Here is an 18,017-nt window from a genome sequence, read left to right as displayed (position 1 = left end):
GTTATGAGCGACGCGACAGACGCTGCTCTCGACCTCGAGATTCGCCGCGCGACTCACGACGATTACGACGCTGTCGTCGGCTTTACAAGCGACATCTGGGCTGACCGCGGCGGTGACTACATTCCCGACATCTACCACGACTGGCTCGAGGCCGACGACGAGACGGGCAAGAAAACGTTCCTCGCGGCGGTCGAGGGCGAGGCCGTAGGCATCGTGCAGGCGGTAATGCTCACACCCGACGAGGCCTGGTTTCAGGGCATTCGCGTCGCGGCCGACTACCGGGGACGGGGTGTCAGCCACCGACTCAATGAGGCCTGCTTCGAGTGGGCACGAGCGCAGGGGGCCACGGTCGCTCGTGTGATGATCTTCTCGTGGAACACGGTCTCGGTCGGTGCAGCGCGAGCCAGCGGCTACGAGCCGATCACCGAGTTTCGGTTCGCCCATCCAACCCCCGACTCGGACGCCGAGGGGCCACAGTCAGTCTCGAGCGATCCGACAGCCGCGTGGCGTTACTGGACCCACAGCGACACTCGCACCCAGCTCTCGGGACTCGGGCTTGCCCCGGAGGAGTCGTGGGCGATCAGAGAGATCACACGCGACGATTTCGAACGGTTCGCGGACGAGACGGCCGTCTTCGCAGTCGAGAGCGAGGACGGACTTGCAGGCGCGGCCTACCGCTCACGAACGTTCGAGCGGGACGTCGAGGACGAGTCGGGCGACTCGAGCACTGAAACGTGGGCCGAGTACGGCGTCGGTGCGTGGGACGACGCCACGGCTGGGCGCTCGCTGTTCGCGGCGATTGCCCGCGACGCTGCCGCCTGTGGGGCTGATCAGACGCGCGTTCTGATCCCCGAGACTGCTCGTTCGGTCAGCGACGCCGCTTACGCGGGAGTCGAACTCGCCGAAGAGCCGGACTTCGTCCTTGGAATCGATCTCACAGCCCACTGAGACGGTCCGCCGTCTCGGGTTGTGATCTCGCACGCGTCGCGGATGCACGACACTGACGGACGAAAGCCCGTTTGACGACTCGAGGTCAGCTACCCGCCGCTAACCGGTGGGAACAGCGCCAGCTCGTCGTCACCCTCGAGTTCCGTCTCGAGACCCTTCGCCTCGACTAAGACGTTGGTTCCGTTCCGAAGCACGTTGATCTGGGATCGCAACTCGCCGTCGTCGTCGAGGACGCGCTCCTCGAGAGCGGGACGGTCGTCGAGGAGGTCCTCGAGGGCGTCACCAACGGTATCACCGGCAGCCGCGTCGACGGTGACGTGTTTGTCGCCCGCATGTTCGGCGAGGTCAGCAAAGAGCTTCCATTCCGTGGACATACGTGGCGGTATCGGTGCCGGAGGCAAGTAGCTACCGCTCCTGGGGATGTGCTGTCGGCGACGGCTCGCCCGATCGGTCCTCGCGTTCCAGCTCGGCAAGCCGACGCAGGGCCTCCGGTCGGCCCAGCACGTAGGCGACGTCGCCAGCCTCGAGTCGGGTCTCGCCCGCTGGCAGTGCGAGCTGGCCGCTCTCATCCAAGCCGCCGCGGTCGATGGCGATAACGAGCACTGGGAGCGAGTCGATAGTTGCTCCGTCGAGCGCGTCGCCGGCTGTGATCGGCCGCGTGATCACGGTCTCGGGTGCCGCTCGAAGCACGGAGACGAGCTCTCGTTCCGTCCCGGGGCTTCGCGGGAGCGTCACGAGCCGATACGTGTCGTCGGCCTCGAGGCGCCGAGCGTCGTCAGAGTCGACAGCGACGGTTGCGACGTCACCTGCGACGCCACGAAGTTCGCCACCGGCCACCCGGCGAAGCGAGTCACCCTCGCGACACCAGATCCGAACGGCATCGCCGGGGCTGGCATCGGGTGCAGGGTCGGCACGGATCGCAACGGCGACACTGCCCGGTGCGAGCGTCGGGCCGATCCCCGCTGGACGGCTCCCGACCGCGAGATACTCGATCGTCCCGTCGGCCGCGAATTCGACGTCGGCGTGACCGATCCCGTAATCGTGTTTGAGGCGGTCGAGCAGCCGCGTTCGACGTTGCTCGATGGAGAGTCGCCGTGGGAGGAGCATCGTCTGGCCCGCCAGTTCGGTTTTCGTCGAGTCGTCGACGGAGTCGTAGCCATCGACGTCCGCGATCGTCTCGGGAAGGTCGACGCTGACGACGCGGCCGGCCGAACGGACCAGTTGCCCGACTTCGGTCATCGTCTGGGGTGCCGTCATCGAGAAGACGTCCGTTGCGAGGTAGTCGCCCAGCCGACGGCCGCCGTCGGCAGCGATCGCACTTGCGACGAACGCGCCGACGGTGTAGACGGCGGTCGCGGGCTCGAGCATTCCCGTATCGCCGATGATCGCCTGCTGGAGTGCCGACTTGGTGTTCAGCCAGAGCGCGACCGTCGAAACCCCAAGCAAGATGGCGATACCTTCGGGAATCTCCTCGGCACTGTACCAGCGAAAGACGAACGCAACGCCTGCGCCGGTCCCAGCCGCGAGGAAACTAAAGCCGAGAAGACGGATGATCGCGTCCAGCAGCGTCTCCGAGGTGATCAGCTGGCCGACGAGAGGGTCACTCATCGACCGATCACCGCCACGAACTCGTCGATCGCTGCTTCCGGCCCCGCGATGAACACCTCGTCACCGCTCTCGAGTGCGCGTTCGATGCCGGGTCCGAACACCCAGCCGTGGCGACGGCCACCCGTCTCACTCCCCTGACGGCGGACGGCAAGCATTGTCACGTCTGTCTCCGACGCCGGATCGTCGACCGCATCGGTCGAGCCGACAGTGAGCCGTCGGATCACGTACCCGGACCGTCTGATCAGCGCGAAAGCCTCGAACTCCTGGCTCGTGCCTCGCGATCGGACGACGAGTCGTGGTGACTCCGCCTCGAGTAGCGATGTGACCGCTCGGCGGGCGACGGCAATGGTCACACGGCCGACGCCGCCGGCAGTCGATGCAGTCGATCGTTCGGTTGGTTCCGGGTCCGATTCGGGTTCGCCGTCGGGAAGCGCGGTTGTTCCGTCTTCGGTTGGTGGCTTGGTGGTCGCCGTGTCGGCCTGTTCTGCGTCGATTTCGGTTCCAGCGCTCAGTACCGTTCCAGTGATCGTTCGCTCACCTGTCCGGACGAGTACCTCGTCCCCGCGGGCGACCCCCGTCGGCACCAGCGTTGCGATCGTGACAGCGCGTTGGCCCTCGGGAACGCGCCGCGAGAGTCCGCCCGACGGCGGTGCCGCAGTGATCGTTGCCCGCGCCTGCTCGTCGATCGTCACATCGATGTCGGCCAGATCGTGATCCGTGCGCAGGCGTTCCTCGAGTCGGAGCTCGAGCTCCGAGAGCGGGATATCGGCGGGCAGTTTCCACGATCCGTTTTTTAGTGTTCCCCGGAGAACCGGCGGCAGTGGCGGATACCCCTCCATATCGCGGATCTCTCCGGTTGGTCGGACCGTGACCTGTCCCATCGTGCCGACGAGTTCGACGACGTCGGCCGACAGCGTTCGCTGGCGAATCGAGGTTAGCGAGAGCCGGCGGGGAAGTTCAGCGCCGAGTTTGTCGCCCTGATTGTGGGCATACAGTGCAAGCATGAGTACGACGAGGACGGCGACCAGGAGCCGCGGCGATTGGGCGATGTCGGGCTCGACGAGGCCGAGTAAACCTCCCTGCACGCTAGCGATTGAGAGCGCCAGAACGACGACACCGAACCCAGGGAGGGTAACACCGGTAAAGTAGCGGACGAGAAAGCCGAGCGAACCGGCGACGAAGGCGGGAACGATGCCGGTCAGGAGTCCGAGATAGAGCCCGAGCAGTATCTCGACCGGAAGTGTCATTATGGGCGACAGGCCCGGGAATGATAAAGGAGTACCGACGCGGGCAGCCCGTCGCAGGATTGACCGCCCGAGAGCGGTGGCAAGCGAGCAGGGTGGCTGTAGCCGAAAGGCGTTTGTCGACAGTGACCGCGATAGTCGAGGATCGACAACCGCAGATTCATCCCGAGACGGAGGGGTTAACTAATGCCGTCTCCGACCCGGTGTATGGTCGGTGAGGCCCTGCTCGAGCGGCTCCCGGACAACTGGAAACGGATGGTGACGGTCCGTGCAGCTGTCGGACTTGCGCTGATCGTCGCACTCCTCTCGGTGGCCACGGGCGTGATCCACATCAGTCAGGACACCGTCGCCGAGGGGCCGCTCGTCGGAATGGTCCCCGATGCCGTCCAGCAGGCGGTCGGCTTCACTGGCGCGTTGACCGGGTTTCTAATGGTCGGCAGCGCACTCGCTTTGCGCCGGGGACTGCGAGCCGGCTGGTGGGCGACGCTGATCCTCATGCCCGTAACGGCGGTTCAGGGGCTGTTGCAGGTAAGCCAGTACTCGCTACCGCTCGTCGTCCTCTCGCTGCTCTCGGTTCCGTTTCTCCTGTTTACCCGCAAGCGGTTCGATCAGGAATTGGCGCTGACCACGACACAGCTCGCGGCCGGCGGCGCACTCGTCGGTGTCCAGGCCTACGGCACCTTCGGCGCCTACGCGCTTCGGGAAGATTTCGACGGGATCGAGAACATCCTCGACGCCTTCTATTTTACGCTGATCACCTCGAGCACCGTTGGTTACGGCGACATCGGCCCGGAGACGCACGAAGCAATGCTGTTTACGATGTCCGTCGTCGTCCTCGGCGTGGCCAGTTTCGGTATCGCGATCGGGGCACTCGTCGGCCCGGCAATTCAGACGAGAATCACGAAAACACTCGGAAAGATGACCGACTCACAACTCGAACTGCTCGAGGAACACATCCTCGTCCTCGGCTACGGCGAACTGACGGAACCGATCGTCGACGAACTCGCGAGCAGCGGCCGAGAGTTCGTCGTCGTGACGAACAACCGCGAAGTCGCACCGGAACTGACCGATCGCGGGATCGCAGTGATCACTGCCAACCCAAGCGACGAGGAGCCGTTACAACGGGGGAAAATCGACCGTGCGAGCGCGATCCTCGTCGCGACCAACCGTGACGCCGAAGACGCACTTGCGATCATCACCGCACGCCAGCTCGCGCCTGACACTCGCATCGTCGCCGCCGCAACTGATCGCGAGAATACCCGGAAGCTCGAGCACGCCGGTGCGGATTCGGTGATCAGCCCCTCCGTGCTGGGCGGCCACCTGCTGGTGCGGTCGGCACTCGGCAGCGACGACAGCGACCTGATCCAGCAGCTTATCGACGGTGACCAGCAGTCACGCTGAGCGTGCTACTCTGGCGCACCGTCGAGAATCTCGACCCCGCTCGAGGCACCGATCCGTGTTGCACCGGCCTCGAGCATAGCGATCGCCTCGTCGTAGCTGCTGATTCCGCCGCTTGCCTTGACGGGCAGATACTCGCGCATGCGCTCGACGTCTGGGATCGTCGCCCCGCCATCGGCAAAGCCCGTTGACGTCTTGACCATCGCAGCGTCGGCTGCAACGGCAGCTTCACAGGCCCGTTCGATCTCGGCGTCGGTCAACAGTGCGGTCTCGAGGATCACTTTGACCGGGATCGGCACCGCGGCGACGAGCTCGGCGAGTTCGGCTCTGACGGCGTCGTCCTCGCCTGCTTGCAACCGACCGACGTTGATGACGACATCGAGTTCGTCCGCGCCAGCCTTCCAGGCGAGGACGCCTTCCCGCCGTTTCACATCGTGGTCGTTCTGCCCGTGTGGGAATCCGATAACGGTGACGAGCGTGACCTCAGGTGCATACTCGGTTGCCAGCTCGAGGGCATAGGGTGGGATGCAGGCGTTCATCCCGTGCTCGCGGGCCTCCTCGAGGACCTGCCGGACGTCAGCAGGTGTGGTTTCGGGACCGAGAACGGTGTGATCGATTACGGGAGCGAGTTCGCTGCGGTTCATACGGGAACGAGTCGTCGAACGGGCAAAAACCCGCCCGATCACTTTTGCCTGCTGGCATGCATCGTATCCACATGGAAAACCGCCAGCCCGACGTCGATCCAGCTGTCGTGGCGACTGCTGACGACATCGCTGCGATGCGAACTCGAGGGGCGGCGACGATCGCTGATGCGGCCGCGAAGGCGCTTGCGACACAGGCAGAGCGAGCCGAGACAACGCAGCCAGCGGCGTTCGAGCGCCAGCTGCGAGCCGCCGCAGAAACGCTCTACGAGACTCGACCGACTGCAGTGAGCCTGCCGAACGCGCTTCGGTACGTGCTTCGCGGGATGGACGGCGAGACAGTCACGGAGCTGCGAGCCACGACGATCGCCCGCGCCGAGGAGTTCCGAGCGGAACTGGCACAGGCACAGCAACGACTGGGCGAGGTCGGTTCGAACCGACTCCGCGACGGTGATGTCGTCATGACTCACTGTCACTCGACGGACGCCCTCTCGTGTCTCGAGGCCGCCCTCGAGGACGGCAAGGAGATCGAGGCGATCGTCAAGGAGACGCGTCCGCGAAAGCAGGGACACATTACGGCCCAACAGCTACGCGAGTGGGGGGTGCCGGTGACACTGATCGTCGACAACGCGGCTCGCCGATATCTCGACGAGGCAGATCACGTGCTGGTCGGCGCCGACAGCATCGCCGCCGACGGGAGCGTGATCAACAAAATCGGGACCAGCGGGCTGGCGGTCAACGCCCGCGAGCGAGGTGTGCCGGTGATGGTCGCTGCCCAAACACTCAAGCTCCATCCGGACACGATGACGGGCCACACCGTCGAAATCGAGATGCGCGACGAAACCGAGGTCCTTGCGGACGACCAACGGGCTGATATCACTGGTGAGCGCGACGACGATGGGCTCATCGTCGAAAACCCCGCCTTCGACGTCACACCACCCCGGCACGTCGACGCCATCGTTACCGAGCGCGGCCAGTTCCCGCCCGAAAGCATCGTGACGCTGATGCGAGAGCTGTTCGGCGAGACGACTGGCGAGCCGTGGGAACCGTAGGGACACATGGCCACTCCTCGCGTCGACTGTCACGACGGCGCTGCCGGTCGGCGAATCGGACGGCGAGAAGATTTCATCCACGAAAATCATTGTCGATCGGAAACTGTTAGTCGCTGGTCTGTGCCAATACCTGTATGGTATTACCCGAGGGGTTCGTGCTTCCGCCGTGGTACCTCCTCGTTCCGTTACTCGTGGTGCTGGCGGGAGTTGTTGCACTGCTGTGGGCACTCGATCCACCGGTGACCGACCGAACCGTACTGGCGTTTGCGCCGTGGATGATGTTCGGCGCTACGTTGCACGTCCTCCACCGGATCGAAGCCTATCCGGACCACATCGAAGTGTTGTTCGCATCGCCAAGCGTGTATCTGGTGACGGCTGTCGTCGCCGGCGCCGCGTGGATCATCGCGAGTCTCCTGTATGCCGGCGGCCTCCAATCGACGATTTCGCGGTTCGTCGGCATCTCCGGCACCGCCTTTTTCGCCGTCTTCGCGATGATCGCGTTCAACATCGGCTGGGAGCGCGGAACGATCGACCCGTTCTGGCCGGTCATCGCCGTCGTCGTCACCGGCATCGTAACCGCGATCGCCTGGGTCGCACTCAGTCTCTCGTTTACCGACGTCGCTGCGACAACAGGGCTCACTGGCGCACTCGTCGTTTTCGGGCACACCCTAGACGGCGTTTCGACAGCGATCGGCTACGACATCCTCGGAGCCAGCGAGGAAGTCCCCCTCTCGCGCCTGCTCCTCGAGGCCGGCGAAGCGCTGCCGACCGAGGCGTACATCGGCGCTGGCTGGCTGTTCATCCTCGTGAAAGTCGCCCTTGCGATGGTCATTCTCGGGCTGTTCAGAGAGTACGTCGAGGAACGGCCACAGCAAGCCCGACTGCTTCTCGCACTGGTCGCTGCAGTCGGACTCGGACCGGGCACACACAACGTCTTGCTCTTTCTCATCACCTAGACTTTTTTTGACCCCCGCCGTTTTGCTGTAGCATCGAATGGGACCCTCCGTACTCACTGCTGGCCACGTCAACTGGGACGTGACGCTTCGTGTCGATCGCCTCCCCGAAGCCGACGGTGAGGCGACGATCCGCTCTCAACGCCAGTCCGGTGGTGGGAGTGCTGCAAACGTCGCTGTCGCACTCGCCGACCTCGAGGTCGAAACCGGGCTGATCGGCAGCATTGGCGACGATGACAACGGCCTGCTGGCCAGACGCGACCTCGAAGACGCAGGGGTCTCGCTGTCGGGACTGCGTGTCATCGAGGGAGCCGAAACAGCCGTCAAGTATCTGCTCGTCGACGACGCCGGCGAGGTCTCGATACTGGGCACCGACGGCGTCAACGAAGCCATCCAGCCGGCAGACCTCGAGCCGCCACGCATCCGTACGGCCGATCACGTTCATCTCACGAGCCAGCAGCCCGAGACCGCTGCGGCTATCGCCGAAATTGCGACAGCGGCCGGCGTGACGGTTAGTTTCGACCCCGGTCGTCGCGTTGGCGACCGCGAGTACGATGCGACGGTTTCGGCCGCTGACATCCTGTTTGTCACCGAGCGCGAGGCGACCGCGCTAGCCGGAGACGTCATCGAACACGGCGACGAACGGATCGTCGTCGTCACTGCCGGCGGCGATGGCGCGGAACTCTGGGCTCCCGACGGAACGTACACTCATCCCGGGTTCGACATCGATCCCGTCGACACGGCCGGTGCAGGAGATGCGTTCGCCGCGGGCTTTCTCCGAACCCGACTCGAGGATGGCGACCTCGAGGACGCACTCGCGTACGCAAACGCCTGTGGAGCGCTCACAGCCGGCCGAGACGGCGCACGGAGCGCGCCAACGCGAGCCGAGGTCGACGCGTTTCTCGCAGACAGATCATAGCCAACACATATTTACGATGATGGGTTTTGGCCGAATCCGGCGCAGTCTGGCGGTTCTCACCGGACGTTGTCTGACGGTAGTTATATACACGACGCCGTTGCCCACTCGAGTAGAGAGTCACGGAGACGTGACGGAGAGACATGACGGAAGGAAGGATTAGGGAGTCCCATGGGTGTGAGTTTAAACGCCACATCCAGTACGAGCGAGGTGCGGAGGAATCGCCAAGTATCGCCGTTGCAACGGCGCTGGCACAGTACCACGGAGAGCGCGTCGAGGAAACCGATACGTGCCTGTACGATTACATCGACCCTGATGCACTCGATGCCCTCTTTGCGGACACGCAAACGGGGCGGCGCCGGGAAGCGGGGACCATCGAGTTCGCGGTCGAAGACGTGCTGGTGACGGTTCGGGCAGGACGAATCGACGTGCGTCAGATGAACTGACAGCGCGGAATCCGCCGCGCTCTCAGATAGAGTGGGATGTGAGTGACGAGCGCCGAACTCGCGATTTCGGGGCTCGCCCTCGAACCTTTTTTCTCGCCACCACGGGAATCAGAGCGTATGGCAACCCAACCACACCTGCTGGTCGACGAAGGAGACTTGACCGATCGCGTACTCATCCCGGGTGACCCCGGCCGCGTCGACAGAATCGCCAGCCACTGTGACGACGCCGAGACAGTCGCCGAAAACCGCGAGTACAAGGTCGTCAACGCAATGTATGAGGGGCAAGAGCTGACGATCTGCTCGACCGGGATCGGCTGTCCGTCCGCAGCCATCGCGATCGAGGAACTGGCAAACGTCGGCGTCGAGACGTTCATCCGCGTCGGCACGACCGGCGCACTCCAGTCCGACATCGAGATCGGCGACATGGTCGTCGCAACCGGCGCTGCCAAAAACGAGGGGACCACGAAACGGTACGAAGCCGTCGAATACCCCGCCGTCCCGGATTACGACGTGCTGTCGGCGCTGGTCGACTCTGCGGAAGCAAACGATGAAGACGTTCACGTCGGCCCCATCGCCTCTGATGACGCCTACTACGCCGAATCCGAGGCGGCCGTCGCCGACTGGGAGGCTGCCGGCCTCCTCGCAGTCGAGATGGAAGCCGCCGCCGTCTTCTCGCTGGCTCGCCGGAAGGGCCTTCGTGCCGGCGCGATCTGTACCGTCGACGGCAACCTCGTCGAGGGCACCCAGAAAGGCACCGACACCGAAGACGACGAACTCCCCGAGAAGGCCAAAAACAACGTCGCTCGCGCGATCGATATCGCACTCGAGGCCGTCATCGAGCTGTAACCTGGCCTCCCGGAACGACGGCGCGTCTCGAGACACACTGGTTTCCGGACTGCTGATCCATCAACTGCGTTGGGCGTCGCATCGCTCAGGCGACCGCAGTTGTCTCTCGGCTCCGACAACACTCGAGCATGGGAACGACACGACTCAACTGCGCTGTCGACGCCCGAGTTGGCTGAGCAAGTGAGTACCCCCGACATCGAGAACGGCAAACGGGACCAACGCGACCACATACAACAGTTCTGGCCCCAGTTTTATCCGCTCCTTCGTGGAGACGCATACTGTGAACCTGAGTAGAGGGTATCTCCTGGCACTCGTCGTCGTTTTAGCGTATCTTTCGTGGCAACTAGTCACACCGTTTTTGCAGTTCGTTCTCGGAGCCGTGCTCATCGCCTTCATCTGCTATCCGTTACAGGCCCGACTCGAGAGCTACGTTTCGCCGACGATTGCGGCGTTTACGCTGGTCTTGCTTTCGATCGTCGCGTTCATCGTTCCGTTCGTACTGGTCGCCCTCGTCGTCGCCGACGACGCCGCCGCACTCGTCCAGGAACTCGATCCCGAAACACTACAGGTAGCCGAGTTCGAGGCATGGGTCGAAGACGAGACGGGGTTCGAGATCGATCTGACGGAGACGTTTGTCGACTCCGCAGAGCAGATCGGGACCATCATCATCGAACAGACAACGGCCTGGTTCAGCGTGGTCACCCACGCGCTGATCGGCCTTGGGCTGGCGCTGTTTCTCCTCTACTACCTGCTCAAGGATGGCGATAATCTGATGGCCTGGCTCCGAGAGACGACCCCACTTCCCGAGGACGTTCAGAACGACCTCTATGGCGAACTGAACGAAGTCATGTGGGCTGTCCTGGCCGGCCACGTCCTGATTGCGATCGTCGAAGGCGTCATCGCCGGTCTGGGGCTATTCGCGACCGGCATCCCCAACGCCGCGTTCTGGACGTTCATCATGGTTATCCTTTCGCTCGTGCCGTTGATCGGGGCGTTTCTCGTCTGGGGACCGGCTGTCGGCTACCTCCTGTTGACCGGCGAACCGCTCCTCGCACTGGGGCTTGCCGTCTACAGCGCTATCGTCGTCGGGGTTGCAGACGATTACCTACGGCCGATCGTCGTCGATCGCTACGCCGAAATCAATCCAGCAGTCATCATCCTCGGCGTCCTCGGCGGGATCTACGCCTTCGGCATCATGGGGCTGTTCTTCGGTCCCGTGCTCCTCGGTGCCCTGCTCGCGACGCTCAAGGTCGTCAATGAGAACTATGATCGACTCGAGGACGGGTCCGGATCGACCGAGACGTGATCGAGGTGCGTCATCGTTCAGTGCCGGTGTCGCCTATTTGTTACTCGAGGATGTCGGACATCCACGGATGGCCGATGGTGACTCTGCCCTGCAGTCCCTCCGTGACCGTATCGGTACCTCTCGCGGTCGACTCGACCGCTCGAGCGAAAACCGACTCAAACGGTGGATCCTGTTCGACGGCAATCGAGAGCGGGTGGCGACTGCACTCCTCGCAACCGTCTTCGCGATCCTGCTGGCGATGGGCGGTATCTGGCCGATCGAGTACCAGGAGCTGCTGGCCGAGACGACGATGGTGCAGACCGTGTTTAACACCCTACTCAGCGGGACGATACTGCTGGTCTCGATCGTCGTCTCGATCGCGGCCGTTGGAATCTCTCAAGAACTAACCTCGCTCGGCAACCAGTCGGAACGGGTCGACACGATCATCGACTTCCAGGAGGAGATCGAGGAGCACGATATCGTAGACGTTAGTCCGGCGCGACCGGGGCAGTTCATGGCTGTTGTCCTCCGATCGATCAAGGGTCGGGCCAACGACCTGCAGTCGATCGACGGAACCAGCGACCGGGAGTACCGTAGCGAGATCGAGCGTCTCCAGCGAGACATCCAGATGAACACCGAAGAGGTGCTGACGACGCTCTCCCGCGTTCCCGACGGCTCCACGGACGAACTGCTGACGGGGCTGAACTATGACTCGTCGTGGCAGCTCTATCAGTCACGGCGCATCCGCACCGAGTACGGGGACGAACTCACTTCGGCCGAACGAGCGGCTATCGACGATATCGTGAGAATGCTCCGCAGGCAGATGGTGAGCAGGGAGTACTTCAAGACGCTCTATTACAAACTCGAGCTCTCGGACCTCTCGACGACGCTGCTGACTGTCTCCCTGCCGATTATCGTCTTCATCACCTACGTGTTGCTCGCCCTCGACACCGGGCTTTTTCCAGACGTCACCGTCTTTGGCTACACCCCACTGACGGTTTTCATTAGCCTCGCGTACACCATCGCACTCGCCCCGTACGCCGTGCTCACCGCCTACGTCCTGCGTGCTGCAAACGTGACGAGGCGGACGCCGGAAGAGGGACCGTTCGTCCTGGATGATGACCGGGAAACCGCCTACGACGAGCGATCCTGATCGGCCTGCTGTACCGATGTACCGCCGATCACCCGCGGTGGGGTCCGTGATCGGCGGTAATTGATTACAACAGTCCGTATGAAACCCCTCACTCGCCTGGTCCGCCGTCCGTTCGTATGCGTCCGAACCGCCATCGATCCGTGACGTGGGCGGATATGCCGGCGAAACTATATGTGTGTGAGCATACAGACGGACAGTGGGTGTTCGTTCGATGGCTCTCTCGCGTGTGCAGTTGCTCCTGGTGATCGCCTTTCTGATCGTGGTGCTCGTCGAACTGCGAACGGTACTCGGGTTTTTTGGTATCGAACTCTCGGCGATGGCAGCGACAGCCATCGGCGTCGTCGTCATCGGAGCGCTCGTACTCTGGTCGCTGGCCTCGAGTGGTGATCACTCGGACGAGTGAACAGCCACACGAGCGCGGGAATCCGTCGCGCTTTTGCCCGACGAGCGCGGAGAAGCGGATACGCGAATGGCCCGCTATCACATCGAAACCTACGGCTGTACGTCGAATCGCGGAGAGAGCCGTGAGATCGAGCGACGGCTCCGCGATGCGGGCCACTACCGGGTCGATGGGCTGGACGACGCTGACGTCGCCATTTTGAACACCTGTACCGTCGTCGAGAAGACCGAACGGAACATGCTCCGTCGAGCCGAGGAGCTCTCCGAAGAAACTGCAGACCTCTTCATTACGGGCTGTATGGCCCTCGCACAGGGCGAGGAGTTCGCGCAGGCAGATATCGACGGACAGGTGCTCCATTGGGACGAGGTTCCTGAAGCCGTCACCAACGGCGAGTGTCCGACCACGACTCCCGACGCCGAGCCGATCCTCGACGGCGTCGTCGGTATTCTGCCCATCGCTCGCGGCTGTATGTCAGACTGCTCGTACTGTATCACCAAACACGCAACAGGGAAGATCGACTCGCCATCGATCGAAGAAAACGTCGCGAAAGCCCGCGCACTGATCCACGCCGGTGCAAAGGAGATTCGCATTACGGGCCAAGACACTGGCGTCTACGGCTGGGACGAAGGCGAACGCAAACTCCACCGGCTGCTCGAGCACATCTGCGAGATCGAGGGCGATTTCCGCGTCCGTGTCGGGATGGCCAACCCGAAAGGCGTCCACGGCATCCGCGAGGAACTCGCTGCGGTCTTCGCCGAACACGACGAACTGTACGACTTCCTCCACGCACCCGTTCAGTCGGGATCGAACGATGTCCTCGGGGATATGCGCCGCCAACATCAGGTCAGTGAGTATCTCGAGGTCGTCGAGACGTTCGACGACGCACTCGAGTACTGGACGCTTTCGACGGACTTCATCGTCGGCTTCCCGACCGAGAGCGACCACGACCACGCCCAGTCGATGGCTCTGCTCCGAGAGACCCGACCGGAGAAGATCAACGTCACCCGATTCTCCAAGCGGCCGGGCACCGACGCCGCCGACATGAAAGGGCTGGGTGGGACGATCAAAAAGGAGCGTTCGAAGGAGATGAGCGCCGCAAAACGGGAGATCGTCGCCGACGCCTACGCCGACATGGTCGGCGAGACACGCGAAGACGTTCTCGTCGTCGAGGAGGGGACTGCCGACTCCGTGAAGTGTCGAGACTCGGCCTACCGACAGGTTATTGTCCAGAACGCCAGCGAGTACGGCCTCGAGCCCGGCGATTTCGTCGACCTCGAAATTACGGCCCACGAGACGATGTACGCGTTCGGCAAGCCGGTATAGCGACCCGGTGTCGAGTATTTCGACGTCGGTTCCGACCTCGAGTGCATGATTCTACCGTCGACGCACCTGCTCACCGAGTGGCAAGTTCGTCGACGGCATTTCAGCGGAGTGGGAAGAAACAGCCCACCGAGCAACAGCAGCCACAGCGAGCGGTCTTCGTGTCTCGAGTCGCGGTGGAAAAACTCAAACGGACCATGGATCGTCCAAATTACTCGACAGTGACGGTCGGTTCGGACGGTTCACCGGTCTGAGCAAGCGACATAACTGACAGGAAGAAAGCGGCTTAGACGAACGGAACCGGATCTGGAAGCGGCAGGAGCGTCACCATGAACAGGCCAGCGAGCGTGACCAGCCCGATGAGCACCGGGAAGAGGATCAGCGGGGCGTTCGTCTCACCGAGCACGCCGCCGAGGTCACCGACCATGTTCGAGAGCGACGGCGTTGTGCTCTTTCGCAGGATCGCCAACTCGAGGGCGAACAGGATGACTGTCGCGCCCGCGGACACCATACAGAACGGGCAGATCTCACCGATGACGCCCAACTGGAGATAGACGAAGTACGACGAGAACACCACACCACTGGCCGTGATCGGCGTCAGGATCTTGATGATCAAGGGGTGGCGCGTGTCGAACCACCAGAGGGAGAGCCCGATGGTTGTCAGGTAGTAGAATCCGCCCAGCGTCGCGAGCGGGATGCCGAAGACGTACGCCCACTGACTCGTGATGACTTCGATACTACCTTGCACTGGCGCGTCGGCGGGAATCGCCGGAATGGCGAAGAAATGGATCGCTGTGAGGGCAACAGTCACTAACCAGCCCATCACGGCGACAAGCGTGAAGACGCCGAATAGGACCGACACGCGTGGCGAGTACTCCCACTCGTAATCGAACGCCAGTGTTCTCGGGTTTTCAGTTGACATGCAATACTGGCTTGGCGGACCACTACCATAAGTATTGCGGTGACTTCCCAATTCTATACAATCAGAACAGGGCGAAGGCACTCAGTTGCGTTGAAAACGGATTAGACAGCGGATATCTGCCTACTTCGCGTCGAATATCAGAACCTCCCTCGACACAGCTCTCTCCACAGCCCAATTCGTATTGCGTTGAGAAAACAATATTATCATCGTGCACATCACAAACGAGCCCCCTTCGATCCGGGCTAGCGGCGATCGCGTCACCGGCTCTACCCAATCCACGCTCGAGTGGCCACGTCCTCGATGCCCCTCGACTCGACGACGCGCCGTCCGTTCGTGCGGTCTGTGGTCCCGAGTTCCAGAGACCGGGTCGGTAGTCGGCGGGCCGTGCCGACAGCAGCCCATCTCACTGTAACCGTCACTCGAAGACGACGGCGCTGTTCTCGTCGGGGACGATGGCCCCGTCCTGTTCGGCGAACGCCTCGTGGACGAGGTCGTACGTTTCCTCGAGTGCCTCGACGATCACCGTGGTGTCACTGAGGACGGGCATGAAATTGGTGTCGCCTTGCCAGCGCGGGACGACGTGAGTGTGGAGGTGGTCTCCGATGGAGCCACCGGCCCCGTCACCGAGGTTCAAGCCGGCGTTGAACCCGTCTGGCTTGAGGGCTGCCTCGAGTGCGTCGAAGGTTCGCTGTTTCAAGCGGGCATGATCGAGCAGCTGGTCGTCGGTGAGCTCGCTGTAGTCGCCAGTGTGTGCATGTGGGATCACCATCACGTGGCCCGGGTTGTATGGATAGTTGTTCAGCATGACGAACGCGTGATCGCTGCGTGCGACGAGGAGATTCTCTCTGTCTGTGTCCTGTTCAGGCAGTTCACAGAACACACAGTCCTCGATATCGGGGTTTTCCTTGTCCCGTCTGATCCACTCGATCCGCCACGGGGCAAACACCTGCTCCATACCGGATACCACTCGAGAGCACGTATAGTACCCATTGAAACTCCCTGCCGAACTGCACAGGTTCTCAGATACCGAGTACAAGTGCTGCTTGTACGCAGCCAGCCGCGTGCAACCAGTCGCTGATTCGAGCTGGCTCGGCCAGTTGGTTGCTGGCTTTTGCTGAGCCGAACGCGAATTCGTAACGTCTGGCTAACAGAAAACGGTTTAAACTAAAGAGAATGTCTTATGAACTGTCTAGACTGATCTCAGACAGTCTGATAAGAATAGTAATTACGTCTTTCGATTCTTTCTTGACAGTCCTCGAAATGAAACAGGGATTTAAGAGTACACTATGGAAAGATTTCGCCAATGGCAACGACAGATGACTCCGTCAATGGGATGACTGAGCACTGCGATGACTGTGATCTCGAAACACTTCATGAAGTGTCCGTGCAGATTCGAACTGAAAGCCGAAAAGAAGAGAACGCGCAGTTTTCGCGTGAGCCCTACCGCGTGGCTGAATGCCAGCGGTGTGGCAATCGCACGAGCCAGCGGATGAACAACGCCTAGTGTGTTCCCCTCGCGACAAGAAAATTCGGTTATGGGTAACTGTCTGACCCTACAGCCGACACCTGGCTGGGTACCGTCCCCGCTCAGCCACGATCGTCTCCATCGTACGTAAACGCCCTCGTTGCCCGGTCGCCCGCTGTCATTTGCACTACGGACGTCGCCACTCGAGGACGCTACGCTCCTGGTCGATACGGTCTGTGATCACAGTCGAAAGACGGTGACTCGAAAACAACACTCATCTTCGATCTATCGGGGAGATTGCCTACGCTGTCGTTATCTCACAGCCGTCTTCCGTGATGATGATCGTGTGCTCTTTCTGGCTGACGAGGAACCCATCGTCTTCTTTGAGCACTGGGTAGCCGTGGACGATGTTGTTGCGCTTGAGTCGACGCAGTGCCATCTCCGCGCGGTCGGTCTCGAGCCATCGGGTGGCAAACGGCAGCGTGCGGAACTCCTCGGTGATCTGTTCTAAGGCCTTGCGAGCCTGTCGATCTCGAACGGACCCCTCACGCTGGAGGGAGAAGATTTCCTCGCTTGCGCCTTCGGTGACCTTGCCGCCGCCGTCAGTCGCGAACGGCTCGATGGCAACGACGTCGCCGACCTCGAGCGTCGTGCCTTGGGAGACGGCACGGTTCGGGATGTTCGGGCTGGTGTGTTGTTCCCAGTGACCCAGTCCGTGTCCAGTGAGGTTGACCACGGGGTTGAAGCCGTAGCCGTCGATGACGTCCTCGATTTCGGCCCCGATGTCGCTGGTGTTGACGCCGGGTTCGATGATATCGATCGCAGCCTCGAGGGCCTGCTCGGATGCTTCGGCGAGCTCTGGGTTTCCGGAGAGATCGACAGTGATCGCCGTGTCGGCGAGCCAGCCGTCGATGTGGACGCCGATATCGAGGTTGATCATCTCCTCACCGAACGTCGAGTCGTCGTCGATCGATGGCGTCGCGTGGGCAGCCTCCTCGTCGATCGAGATGTTGACGGGGAACGCCGGTTTGCCGCCGAGTTCGCGAATACGGTCCTCAGCGTATTCGGCGATCTCGAGGTGGCTCGCGCCAACCTCGACGCGGTCGGCTGTCTCTTCACGAACCTGTGCGAGGATCTCGCCAGCTTCGCGGTGCTTTTCGTACTTCTCGGACGTCAGGTCCACCTCGGATTCGGCCATGCACCGGGGTTGTACCGGTCGACAAAAAGAGGTTCCGCCTCCAGTCGACGCTCATTGGAGTCGTCCATCGGTTTCTCAGCGAGAGTACCGAGTCGGTGGTCGGTGCCGGGTCACTTCGCCCGGCGGTGGTGGCTCTTTCGGCGCGAGCCGTCACGTGCGTGTGCTGCTCACGGGAGTGTTTTAGAAGAAACGAGTCATATTATCCGCGGAGTGACTGAAACA

The 18,017-nt window shown here is 62.2% G+C and carries 19 protein-coding genes; 12 read left to right on the top strand and 7 right to left on the bottom strand.

What is annotated here, in order from left to right; translation table 11 throughout:
- Positions 1-3: 3 nt before the first annotated feature.
- Positions 4-948, top strand: a complete 945-nt coding sequence (locus DV706_RS08835) for a GNAT family N-acetyltransferase (RefSeq protein WP_006064989.1) — start codon at positions 4-6, stop codon at positions 946-948.
- 89 nt (positions 949-1,037) lie between these two features.
- Here DV706_RS08835 and DV706_RS08830 read toward each other — a convergent pair whose 3' ends face one another.
- The 3 genes from DV706_RS08830 to DV706_RS08820 are packed head-to-tail and all read right to left on the bottom strand — an operon-like array spanning position 1,038 to position 3,806.
- On the bottom strand, positions 1,038-1,322 hold the full coding sequence (locus DV706_RS08830; protein ID WP_006064990.1) for a ubiquitin-like small modifier protein 1: 285 nt from the start codon (positions 1,320-1,322) through the stop codon (positions 1,038-1,040).
- A gap of 31 nt (positions 1,323-1,353) precedes the next feature.
- Positions 1,354-2,556, bottom strand: coding sequence for a TrkA C-terminal domain-containing protein (locus DV706_RS08825; RefSeq protein ID WP_136350845.1), 1,203 nt, complete (start codon positions 2,554-2,556; stop codon positions 1,354-1,356).
- Positions 2,553-3,806 (bottom strand): potassium transporter TrkA, encoded by a 1,254-nt coding sequence (locus tag DV706_RS08820; protein ID WP_193787979.1) that lies wholly within the window; start codon positions 3,804-3,806, stop codon positions 2,553-2,555. The genes DV706_RS08825 and DV706_RS08820 overlap by 4 nt, the downstream gene beginning before the upstream one ends.
- A 201-nt stretch (positions 3,807-4,007) precedes the next feature.
- Between DV706_RS08820 and DV706_RS08815 the strand changes: the two genes are divergently transcribed.
- A complete protein-coding gene (locus DV706_RS08815; protein ID WP_006064993.1) occupies positions 4,008-5,201 on the top strand; it encodes an NAD-binding protein in 1,194 nt (397 codons plus the stop codon).
- Positions 5,202-5,206: 5 nt separating this feature from the next.
- On the opposite strand, the gene deoC is transcribed toward DV706_RS08815, so the two are convergent.
- Entirely contained in the window at positions 5,207-5,842 is a 636-nt protein-coding gene (gene deoC, locus DV706_RS08810) for a deoxyribose-phosphate aldolase (protein WP_006064994.1), read from the bottom strand.
- 71 nt (positions 5,843-5,913) lie between these two features.
- On the opposite strand from deoC, the gene DV706_RS08805 reads away from it, so the two are divergent.
- The 9 genes from DV706_RS08805 to DV706_RS08765 all read left to right on the top strand — a co-directional run bounded on the left by DV706_RS08805 (position 5,914) and on the right by DV706_RS08765 (position 14,213).
- On the top strand, positions 5,914-6,891 hold the full coding sequence (locus DV706_RS08805; protein ID WP_006064995.1) for a ribose 1,5-bisphosphate isomerase: 978 nt from the start codon (positions 5,914-5,916) through the stop codon (positions 6,889-6,891).
- 134 nt (positions 6,892-7,025) lie between these two features.
- Complete coding sequence (locus DV706_RS08800; RefSeq protein WP_006064996.1) at positions 7,026-7,847, top strand: DUF63 family protein; 822 nt, start codon at positions 7,026-7,028, stop codon at positions 7,845-7,847.
- Positions 7,848-7,884: 37 nt separating this feature from the next.
- A complete protein-coding gene (locus tag DV706_RS08795; RefSeq protein WP_006064997.1) occupies positions 7,885-8,763 on the top strand; it encodes a carbohydrate kinase family protein in 879 nt (292 codons plus the stop codon).
- Between the two features lie 140 nt (positions 8,764-8,903).
- The gene (locus DV706_RS08790) at positions 8,904-9,206 is read left to right on the top strand and encodes a HalOD1 output domain-containing protein (protein ID WP_006064998.1); all 303 of its coding nucleotides are present in this window, start codon (positions 8,904-8,906) and stop codon (positions 9,204-9,206) included.
- 117 nt (positions 9,207-9,323) lie between these two features.
- On the top strand, positions 9,324-10,052 hold the full coding sequence (locus DV706_RS08785) for a nucleoside phosphorylase (RefSeq protein ID WP_006064999.1): 729 nt from the start codon (positions 9,324-9,326) through the stop codon (positions 10,050-10,052).
- Positions 10,053-10,332: 280 nt separating this feature from the next.
- Positions 10,333-11,358, top strand: coding sequence for an AI-2E family transporter (locus DV706_RS08780; protein ID WP_049889651.1), 1,026 nt, complete (start codon positions 10,333-10,335; stop codon positions 11,356-11,358).
- 67 nt (positions 11,359-11,425) lie between these two features.
- Positions 11,426-12,490, top strand: a complete 1,065-nt coding sequence (locus DV706_RS08775; RefSeq protein ID WP_049889667.1) for a hypothetical protein — start codon at positions 11,426-11,428, stop codon at positions 12,488-12,490.
- Positions 12,491-12,701: 211 nt separating this feature from the next.
- A complete protein-coding gene (locus DV706_RS08770) occupies positions 12,702-12,893 on the top strand; it encodes a hypothetical protein (protein ID WP_006065002.1) in 192 nt (63 codons plus the stop codon).
- 66 nt (positions 12,894-12,959) lie between these two features.
- The gene (locus tag DV706_RS08765; RefSeq protein WP_006065003.1) at positions 12,960-14,213 is read left to right on the top strand and encodes a tRNA (N(6)-L-threonylcarbamoyladenosine(37)-C(2))-methylthiotransferase; all 1,254 of its coding nucleotides are present in this window, start codon (positions 12,960-12,962) and stop codon (positions 14,211-14,213) included.
- A gap of 283 nt (positions 14,214-14,496) precedes the next feature.
- Here DV706_RS08765 and DV706_RS08760 read toward each other — a convergent pair whose 3' ends face one another.
- Together DV706_RS08760 and DV706_RS08755 are read right to left on the bottom strand one after the other, a co-directional pair.
- Positions 14,497-15,132, bottom strand: coding sequence for a vitamin K epoxide reductase family protein (locus DV706_RS08760; RefSeq protein ID WP_006065004.1), 636 nt, complete (start codon positions 15,130-15,132; stop codon positions 14,497-14,499).
- 415 nt (positions 15,133-15,547) lie between these two features.
- Positions 15,548-16,087, bottom strand: a complete 540-nt coding sequence (locus tag DV706_RS08755; RefSeq protein WP_006065005.1) for an HIT family protein — start codon at positions 16,085-16,087, stop codon at positions 15,548-15,550.
- Positions 16,088-16,435: 348 nt separating this feature from the next.
- On the opposite strand from DV706_RS08755, the gene DV706_RS08750 reads away from it, so the two are divergent.
- Complete coding sequence (locus tag DV706_RS08750) at positions 16,436-16,636, top strand: DUF7835 family putative zinc beta-ribbon protein (protein WP_006065006.1); 201 nt, start codon at positions 16,436-16,438, stop codon at positions 16,634-16,636.
- 262 nt (positions 16,637-16,898) lie between these two features.
- Here DV706_RS08750 and map read toward each other — a convergent pair whose 3' ends face one another.
- Positions 16,899-17,795, bottom strand: a complete 897-nt coding sequence (gene map, locus DV706_RS08745; RefSeq protein WP_006065007.1) for a type II methionyl aminopeptidase — start codon at positions 17,793-17,795, stop codon at positions 16,899-16,901.
- Positions 17,796-18,017: the final 222 nt, after the last annotated feature.

This window comes from Natronorubrum bangense, assembly GCF_004799645.1.
Classification (GTDB): Archaea; Halobacteriota; Halobacteria; order Halobacteriales; family Natrialbaceae; genus Natronorubrum; species Natronorubrum bangense.
The sequence above is the reverse complement of the archived record's forward strand: the minus strand, read 5'-3'. Positions and strand labels throughout refer to the sequence as shown.

What these genes read in the sequence shown, in the direction of transcription:
- DV706_RS08830 (WP_006064990.1), bottom strand. Translation starts at nt 1,322, where the DNA reads ATGTCCACGGAATGGAAGCTCTTTGCTGACCTCGCCGAACATGCGGGC.
- DV706_RS08825 (WP_136350845.1), bottom strand. Translation starts at nt 2,556, where the DNA reads ATGAGTGACCCTCTCGTCGGCCAGCTGATCACCTCGGAGACGCTGCTG.
- DV706_RS08790 (WP_006064998.1), top strand. Translation starts at nt 8,904, where the DNA reads ATGACGGAAGGAAGGATTAGGGAGTCCCATGGGTGTGAGTTTAAACGC.
- DV706_RS08835 (WP_006064989.1), top strand. Translation starts at nt 4, where the DNA reads ATGAGCGACGCGACAGACGCTGCTCTCGACCTCGAGATTCGCCGCGCG.
- map (WP_006065007.1), bottom strand. Translation starts at nt 17,795, where the DNA reads ATGGCCGAATCCGAGGTGGACCTGACGTCCGAGAAGTACGAAAAGCAC.
- DV706_RS08800 (WP_006064996.1), top strand. Translation starts at nt 7,026, where the DNA reads ATGGTATTACCCGAGGGGTTCGTGCTTCCGCCGTGGTACCTCCTCGTT.
- DV706_RS08805 (WP_006064995.1), top strand. Translation starts at nt 5,914, where the DNA reads ATGGAAAACCGCCAGCCCGACGTCGATCCAGCTGTCGTGGCGACTGCT.
- DV706_RS08795 (WP_006064997.1), top strand. Translation starts at nt 7,885, where the DNA reads ATGGGACCCTCCGTACTCACTGCTGGCCACGTCAACTGGGACGTGACG.
- DV706_RS08770 (WP_006065002.1), top strand. Translation starts at nt 12,702, where the DNA reads ATGGCTCTCTCGCGTGTGCAGTTGCTCCTGGTGATCGCCTTTCTGATC.
- deoC (WP_006064994.1), bottom strand. Translation starts at nt 5,842, where the DNA reads ATGAACCGCAGCGAACTCGCTCCCGTAATCGATCACACCGTTCTCGGT.
- DV706_RS08765 (WP_006065003.1), top strand. Translation starts at nt 12,960, where the DNA reads ATGGCCCGCTATCACATCGAAACCTACGGCTGTACGTCGAATCGCGGA.
- DV706_RS08760 (WP_006065004.1), bottom strand. Translation starts at nt 15,132, where the DNA reads ATGTCAACTGAAAACCCGAGAACACTGGCGTTCGATTACGAGTGGGAG.
- DV706_RS08755 (WP_006065005.1), bottom strand. Translation starts at nt 16,087, where the DNA reads ATGGAGCAGGTGTTTGCCCCGTGGCGGATCGAGTGGATCAGACGGGAC.
- DV706_RS08815 (WP_006064993.1), top strand. Translation starts at nt 4,008, where the DNA reads ATGGTCGGTGAGGCCCTGCTCGAGCGGCTCCCGGACAACTGGAAACGG.
- DV706_RS08775 (WP_049889667.1), top strand. Translation starts at nt 11,426, where the DNA reads ATGGCCGATGGTGACTCTGCCCTGCAGTCCCTCCGTGACCGTATCGGT.
- DV706_RS08785 (WP_006064999.1), top strand. Translation starts at nt 9,324, where the DNA reads ATGGCAACCCAACCACACCTGCTGGTCGACGAAGGAGACTTGACCGAT.
- DV706_RS08750 (WP_006065006.1), top strand. Translation starts at nt 16,436, where the DNA reads ATGGCAACGACAGATGACTCCGTCAATGGGATGACTGAGCACTGCGAT.